The sequence below is a fragment of the Pseudoalteromonas sp. SWYJZ98 genome, assembly GCF_015864495.1.
Lineage (GTDB): Bacteria > Pseudomonadota > Gammaproteobacteria > Enterobacterales > Alteromonadaceae > Pseudoalteromonas > Pseudoalteromonas distincta.
Map to the genome: position 1 here is coordinate 1 of NZ_JADYXA010000068.1, position 7,673 is coordinate 7,673.

4 protein-coding genes and 1 pseudogene are annotated in these 7,673 nt (G+C 38.6%); 1 reads left to right on the forward strand and 4 read right to left on the reverse strand.

Features of this window, described 5'->3' with window-relative positions; genetic code table 11:
• Positions 1-163: 163 nt before the first annotated feature.
• Positions 164-3,967, reverse strand: coding sequence for a bifunctional proline dehydrogenase/L-glutamate gamma-semialdehyde dehydrogenase PutA (gene putA / locus I6F10_RS19495; RefSeq protein ID WP_024596881.1), 3,804 nt, complete (start codon positions 3,965-3,967; stop codon positions 164-166).
• 168 nt (positions 3,968-4,135) lie between these two features.
• Here putA and I6F10_RS19500 point away from each other — a divergent pair, with 168 nt between their 5' ends.
• Complete coding sequence (locus I6F10_RS19500) at positions 4,136-4,618, forward strand: winged helix-turn-helix transcriptional regulator (protein ID WP_024596882.1); 483 nt, start codon at positions 4,136-4,138, stop codon at positions 4,616-4,618.
• An 80-nt stretch (positions 4,619-4,698) separates the two neighbouring features.
• On the opposite strand, the gene I6F10_RS19505 is transcribed toward I6F10_RS19500, so the two are convergent.
• The 3 genes and pseudogenes from I6F10_RS19505 to I6F10_RS19515 all read right to left on the reverse strand — a co-directional run.
• Positions 4,699-5,688 (reverse strand): sensor domain-containing diguanylate cyclase, encoded by a 990-nt coding sequence (locus tag I6F10_RS19505; protein WP_197099278.1) that lies wholly within the window; start codon positions 5,686-5,688, stop codon positions 4,699-4,701.
• Positions 5,689-5,872: 184 nt separating this feature from the next.
• A complete protein-coding gene (locus tag I6F10_RS19510; protein WP_197099279.1) occupies positions 5,873-6,253 on the reverse strand; it encodes a DP-EP family protein in 381 nt (126 codons plus the stop codon).
• Positions 6,254-6,273: 20 nt separating this feature from the next.
• Positions 6,274-7,551, reverse strand: a pseudogene (locus I6F10_RS19515) (winged helix-turn-helix domain-containing protein); the annotation flags it as partial.
• Between the last annotated feature and the right edge of the window lie 122 nt (positions 7,552-7,673).

The following is a 7,673-nucleotide window of genomic DNA, read 5'->3' on the forward strand; positions in this document are numbered from 1 at the left end:
CGCACAGGGCGTGCATCTGTGAAAGTGTTATGGAAAGGATGGCTTAAGTTACAAGCCATCCTAGAAGGCTACGATTTAGCAAAATCTCTTGAGTCAGACTTGTGATCAAGAGACAGCTTTACAGTGCCTTATTTTATTTTTTAGTAAAAAAGCATTAGCTTAATTATTCATCATCTTCAACAAGCGTCATTAGCGAGGTATTACCGCCTGATGCTGTTGTATCAATACTAATTGTTTTTTCAGTAATTAAGCGCTTGATTAATGTATCGTAATACTCAGAGCTAATTACCGGTAAAATTGCGCCTTTACGCTGTGCAAGCTGTTGGCTGAAGTAGCCTAAACGAGACGAGCGAGCGGCAACTACCGCACCAGCTAAATGAGGGTGAGCTAAGATAGCTTGTAACTGATTAGGTTTAGCTACTTGGAAAACACCTTCAGCAACACCTGTAGAGATAAATTTATCTTTAAAGGCAACAGCTTCATCGTAAAACAGCTCAGACGCTACAGTAATTACCGTATTACCTGCGGCAATAGCGGTAATGATAGACAATGCCCAGAAGTTAAATGATGTGCTCTTATCTGCATAACACACTACACAACCACGCGCTTCTAGATGAAGTGTATTAGACTCACCCGTTGGCCCTGGCAGGGTAGTAAATTTACGCATGTGCTTTTCAAGGCGGTTAAGCTGTGCACGAGCTTCTGATAATGTTAATGCTAAATCGTCTGCTAAATCGTCGATAATTTCTACCGTCGCGATTTTAGCAAGCAACTGACGCACAGCCGAAACACGGTCGTTTAGTGGTGTTGCGCGCCAGATTTTTTCATCGCGCATTGAGTTAGCCATTAGCTTTTTAACTTGCTCATTTGCACCGCTGTAGTGGTGTAAATCAAGCTCATCTGGCGTCAGGTTTGTCATTTGCACGTTATCTGGTGATGCTTTTTCTTTTACTAAACGTTGAAGGTAGTTAGGGCCACCGGCTTTAGGGCCAGTACCTGATAAACCACGGCCACCAAATGGTTGCACACCAACAATAGCACCAATCATGTTTCGGTTAATGTAAACATTACCTGCACGTGACATTTTAGCAAGGTACTCACAGCGCTCTTCAATGCGTGAATGTACACCCATTGTTAAGCCATAACCTGTGTTATTAATTTGATCCATCACATCATCAAGTTCGCTCGATTTAAAGCGAACAATATGAACACATGGGCCAAATACTTCACGCTTAAGTACTGATAAATCTTTGATTTCGTATAAACGAGGTGCAAAAAAGTATGCGCCATTTTGAGTGTTATCCGGGATTTTACACTCGTAATGAAGTATAGAATTACCTTTTAAGTACTCAACGTGCTCGTTTAAGTTTTTAAGTGCTTTTTCATCAATTACCGGACCAACATCAGTTGATAGTAACGATGGGTCGCCAATGTGTAGCTCAGCTAGGGCACCTTTAAGCATTTCGATAATGCCATCTGCTACGTCATCTTGAATGAATAAAACACGAAGAGCAGAACAACGTTGCCCAGCACTTTGAAAACCAGAACTGATCACATCGTCAACTACTTGCTCAGGAAGTGCCGTTGAGTCAACAATCATACAGTTTTGGCCACCTGTTTCTGCAATTAACGGTACTTGAATATCGTTACGTGCAGCAAGTGTTTGAGAAATTAATGTGCCTGTTTCAGTAGAACCTGTAAACATAACCGCTTGAATGCGCTCATCAGGAACAATTGTTTTGCCTACTTCAGAACCACGAGCAATAACAGGCTGAACAACATGCTCAGGTAAACCAACAGACAGCATTAGTTCAATAGCACGAAGGGCTATTAAACTTGTTTGCTCAGCAGGCTTTGCAATTACAGTGTTACCTGTAACAATCGCAGCGGCAACTTGGCCTAAGAATATTGCAAGCGGGAAGTTCCACGGGCTAATACATAAAATAACGCCACGGGCTTCAAAACGCTCATCTTGCGATAGCTCCTCAGCGCGCGCCGCGTAGTAACGGCAAAAATCAACCGCTTCACGTACTTCATCAATACCATCTTGAGCTACTTTACCTGCTTCTTTAATACAGATAGCAACAAGTTCGTCGTGATGACGCTCTAATATGTCAGCAACGCGACGCAGTAAGTTAGCTCGCTCTCTTACTGGTGTTTGTGACCATGACTCAAGTGCAGCTTCAGCGTTAGCCAGTAATACTTTCATCTCTTCGCCAGTTTGCAGTTTAACGTGGCCGATGATTTCTTTGTGATTTGCAGGGTTTTTAACTGCAAGTGAGCCTTCAGGTACTTGGCTTTGCTCAATTAAGTGCTCGTTAAACCATGTTTCAAGATTCTCTTTGAAAGGGGTGATAACGTTAATGTCGGTTAAATCCATGCCTTTTGAGTTAGCACGTTCTTCACCGTATAAATCAATTGGCATTTTGATTTGCGTATTGTACTTATTACGCAAGCCTTGCAATGTTTCTACAGGGTCTGGAAGTAATGATTCAACAGGTTTTGTTGTATCTACAATGGCGTTCACAAATGATGAGTTAGCACCATTTTCTAACAAACGACGAACAAGGTAAGCAAGTAGGTCTTCGTGTTGACCAACTGGGGCATATACGCGGCACTGAATTTTTTCTTCGTTAACGATTTGGTCGAATAATGACTCACCCATGCCGTGTAAACGTTGGAATTCGAAACCAGTGTTGTCGCCTTTGGCTACTTCTAAAATAGTCGCGGCAGTGTAAGCGTTATGTGTAGCAAATTGCGGATAAAGCACATCGCGCGCTTCAAGCATTTTAATAGCACACGCTTTGTAAGAAACGTCTGTTGTTGCTTTACGGGTAAATACTGGGTAGTGATCTAAACCATCTTGCTGTGTGGTTTTGATTTCAGTATCCCAGTATGCGCCTTTTACTAGACGTACCATCATCTTGCGACCAACGCGGGTTGCAAGGTCAGTTAGCCATTCAATTACAAAAATAGCGCGTTTTTGATAGGCTTGAACCGCTAAGCCAAATCCTTGCCAATCACCAAGATCTTCATCACTGAATACCGCTTCAATTACATCTAATGAAATATCTAAACGGTCTGCTTCTTCTGCATCAACGGTAAAGCCGATATCGTATTTTTTAGCGGCAAGAGCAAGTTCTTTTAACTTTGGTACAATTTCTTCCATCACACGGTCTTTATGAGTGAACTCATAGCGTGGGTGAATAGCAGAAAGCTTAACTGAAATGCCCGGGCTCTTAATTGGACCACGACCATTAGCCGCTTTACCAATTGAGTGTATAGCATTCATGTAGCTGTCAAAGTAACGCTTCGCATCTTTCATTGTGCGCGCGCCTTCGCCTAGCATATCGTAAGAATATACGTAACCTTTTTGCTCTGTTTCGGCAGCACGTTCAATTGCCTCGTCAATGGTACGACCCATTACGAATTGCTTGCCCATAATTTTCATAGCAAAGTTTACAGACTTACGAATAACTGGCTCACCTAAACGACCAATGGTCTTTTTAAGCATGCCGAACTGTTGTTCTTTAGTTTTGTCTGTGTAGTTAACCATTTTACCGGTAACTAATAATCCCCAAGAAGATGCGTTTACAAATAAAGAATCGCTGCTTCCTAAATGAGAGCTCCAATCACCTTTGGCTAACTTGTCACGAATAAGTACATCTTGAGTTGCTTTATCTGGTACGCGAAGCAGTGCTTCGGCCAAACACATTAATACAACGCCTTCTTCACTAGAGAGTGAAAATTCATTTAAAAGCGCATCAACACCGCCTTGCCCATCTTGCTCTTTACGAATGTTCAAAACAATCTGGCGGGCTCTTTCCCAGGCACGACTTCGTGCTTTTACGCCTACTTCTGCAAGCGGTAAAATATGATCAATAACTGCATTTTCATCTATGCGGTAAAAGTCACGGATTCTTTGTCTGATAGGACAAGTAGTAGTTAAATCGCCGTTGAATAACATAAGCAACCCTCAGGATGTTAAGAATTAAAGTAAAATTAATTACCAATAAATTACCAGTGATATTGTGAGTGCATTCTAATTAAAATTCAGCAGAATATGCTGGTTAAATTTCGCGATTTACGATAATTTACAGGGTATAAATTTAACTTATCCGCATAAAATTCTGTTATGACAATTCCAAATAGATTACGCATGCTAGATCGTATTGATTTAGCCATACTAGACGTTCTTCAAAAGAACGGCAGAATTTCTAATGTTAACCTCGCAAAACAGGTTAATTTGAGTGCCAGCCCGTGCCTAGATCGGGTTAAACGATTAGAGCAAGAAGGGTATATTGAAGGCTATTATGCCAAGCTTAGCGAAGCTAAACTTAATCAGAGCTTAGTAGCGCATGTTCAAGTATCGCTTGTTGCTTCAAATACAGCTGTATTTAAAGTATTTAGAGAGCACATATTAAGGATAGAACAAGTAGTCGAATGTGACATGGTTGCTGGTGGTTATGATTACTTATTAAAAATTCGCGTTTCTAATATGGAAGAATATAGACAAGTTCTTGGCGACTTAGTAGATATTCCCGGCGTGGGTACTCATCATACTTATATGGTGATCGAAAAGATTAAAAAGGACGAAGGATTGCTAATCGATATTTAAGCTTTTCTCAAGTAATAAAAAAACCGCAATTGCGGTTTTTTTATTTTAGTAGATAAATGCTATACCAAATAGTTAGTACATCACCTTATACATAATTTATTACGACCTTCCGACTTCGCTCTGTATAAGGCAGTATCCGCCGCGCATATTAATGCCTCAGATGTTCTGTATTGATTGTTGTATTCACACGCTAAACCCTGACTTACACTTATTTTTACATTCGCTGGTAAACCGAGATCTCTAAAATTAATGTTGAGTATTTTTTCTTGAATACGTTTAGCAATCATTTGTGCATTTGAAATGTGCGAACGAGGCAGCACAACAGCAAACTCCTCACCACCATAGCGTGCTACTAAACTGTCTTTAGATGGTAAGCACTCTTCAATTGTACGAGCGACTTTTTGAAGGCACTTATCACCTTTTACATGGCCAAAGTTATCGTTAAATAATTTAAAGTAATCAATATCAATAAGTATAAAGCTAAGAGGCTGCTTGTTAACTATGCACTCTTGCCAATTTTTTATGATGGTTTTTTCTAAAGTACAACGATTAGCAATACCAGTGAGGTGATCAAGTCTGGCTACGTTTTCCAGTACTTTATACTTTTTAACGTGCTTTGAAATATCATGCATTATACAAATAAAAAGTGGGGTACTTGAGACTACCGATTCGGGTAAACATGATACAGATAACTCAACATCTAAACAGTTACCATTGTTTTTTCTTATTTTAACTTCTTTCGGACCATGATTGAGTGGTGTTTGATAGTTTTTTTTCCAACTTTCAAACATGTATTTATAGTCATCGCGATACTGTTCTTGTAAACAATCTTGCCATTTTTTACCTATTAATGAATCAGACGTTACATTGAAAAAACGTGCTGCTACGGGATTTACTGATTCAAACACCCCATCTGCATTAACAATAAAAATAGCATCGGCCATGACATTAGTGACATTAATAATTGCGCTTATTTTTTCATTGTTAACGGTATTAGAAATGCTGCTGATTAATGCAGATACAGCGCTGTCGGTGTTGTTTGCTTTGCTATTTTCATTATTGTTAGACATGGTGTTGCTCATTTTTATTGTTAATTAAACTTTATGTCTAGCAGTTTATTCAATTTATCGTTTTTAAACCTTTCGGTAACCTTCTGATTTAAGTTGTTGTTATTTAAGTTTATTTAAAGGTCGTTTTTAAATAAATTACACCGCAATTAATATGCCTGTGCAATTTAAAAATAAGCATTACTAATTAGAGTTCTTTTTCATTCTTAACTTGAGGATCAGCGCTTTCATATTTATTGCCATTACACTCAACGTTAAAGATTAAGCATACAGAGCCATTATTTTCATCTGTGTCGGTAATGATAATTGTGTGGCCGTTGTCACTTACTTTATAGCTGAAGTCTTGGGCGCATGGTTTTTGTGTGTCGTTATCGGTGATAGTAGCGCCAGTAAATACGAAACCATTTTGAATTGTGGCGTCGTCTAAATTGTAGTTGCCAGCGGTTTCAGTTCTTACAACACCACCGCCAGTAGCGGATTCGCCATTTTTTGTATAGCTAAAAATAGCTTCACCGTTGTTAAGTTTAATATTGACTTGAAAGTCGACATTTTCTAGGGTGTTATTCATATCATTTCCTTTATGAGTAATTATAGTTGGAAGTTCGTAATGCCTAATTTAACTAGGCTTGTTTTTATTTCTGATATCTCGTCTTCCCTGTTTAAACAGGTATAAGCTTGTACTAGTGGGTATGTTATTTTTACGCTCTGACTTATTTTTGCAGCTTCAGAAATTGCTTTGATAGCACTTAAGCAAAATTGCTCTCGCTGTTTATTAGTTGTAGCTAAGTTTGCTTTGATTAAGTTTATTCTTGTATATACTAAGTAATCACCAGTTTTAGTTAGGTTGGCTAATTGATGTTTGTAGTTTTCATTATTCTCAAGCTCAGTTAATAACTCCTGCGCTTTGAGTGGTGATTGTCTATTTATAAAATATTGAATCAGTGTAATTTGTGTATTAATAGTGCTGGTATTTTTAAAATTTTGAGATTTTAAAAAATTAATTATTTTTTCAATTGTTGAGTCAGTAGCTTCATCAGTAGATAGCATTAGTGAATGTGCTAAAGAGCGATAATACATAAGCTGAAATTTATTGTTTTTTGGATCTTGTACTAAAGCTTCATTGATAACTTGATTAGCCAAGCTGGCTTTTTTATGGGCCATCCGTTTATCACTCAAATAGCTCAGTAAATAACTTTGTTGCATATATAGGTTTGCTGACGTGTAAAAAAGGCTTGCATCACTAGGGTAGTCAGCAATCAATTTTGTGATTACGCCAACTGCACCTTCCAATATATTAACTGCTTCATTAAAGTTACTTAGCTTCTCTTCTGTTTTTGCAAGCCAACTAATCGTATCGGATTTATCTCGAAGTAAATCTTTGTTATTAGGTTTCAGTTTAAGCGCTTTATTTTTAAGTAAAAGTGACTCTGCAAAGTTCTTTTTTGCAGCGCTGTAGTTGGATTTTTCTATGTATAAAGAACCTAAAGAATTAGATGAATACGATAATTCCATAATGGAGTTAAAATCATTAGCTGCCAGCGCATACATTTTTTTACTGTAAGCGTGGTATTTTTTAAACATTTGCTCAGTAGCTTGATGATCATTTTGATCATAAGCTAATTGACCTAGCCAAAAGGCATTGGCGCCTGCAAGCGTTAGTAGCTCTAAGTTGTTAGGCTGTATTTTTAATAATGCCTCAAGGCGGGTGCGGGCGTTTTCAAAGGCGGTAAAGGCTTCATCGGTTTTACCGCGCGAATAAGCTACTTCACCCATTGCTTCGAGGGTTTGTGCGTACTGAAAACGGTTGTTAAATTGTGCTTTATTATCGCTAAAGCTAAAAAGTGAACTTGAATCGTCAGTTTGATCACGCGGATTCAAACCTGAAGTGCATAACGTTTAGGCGGCTTTAGCCGCCAAGTGATCCTGCATCAATTTTGCAGGCGTTTCAAATCCAAGTGTCTTCCTCGGACGATTATTAAGTTGCTCCA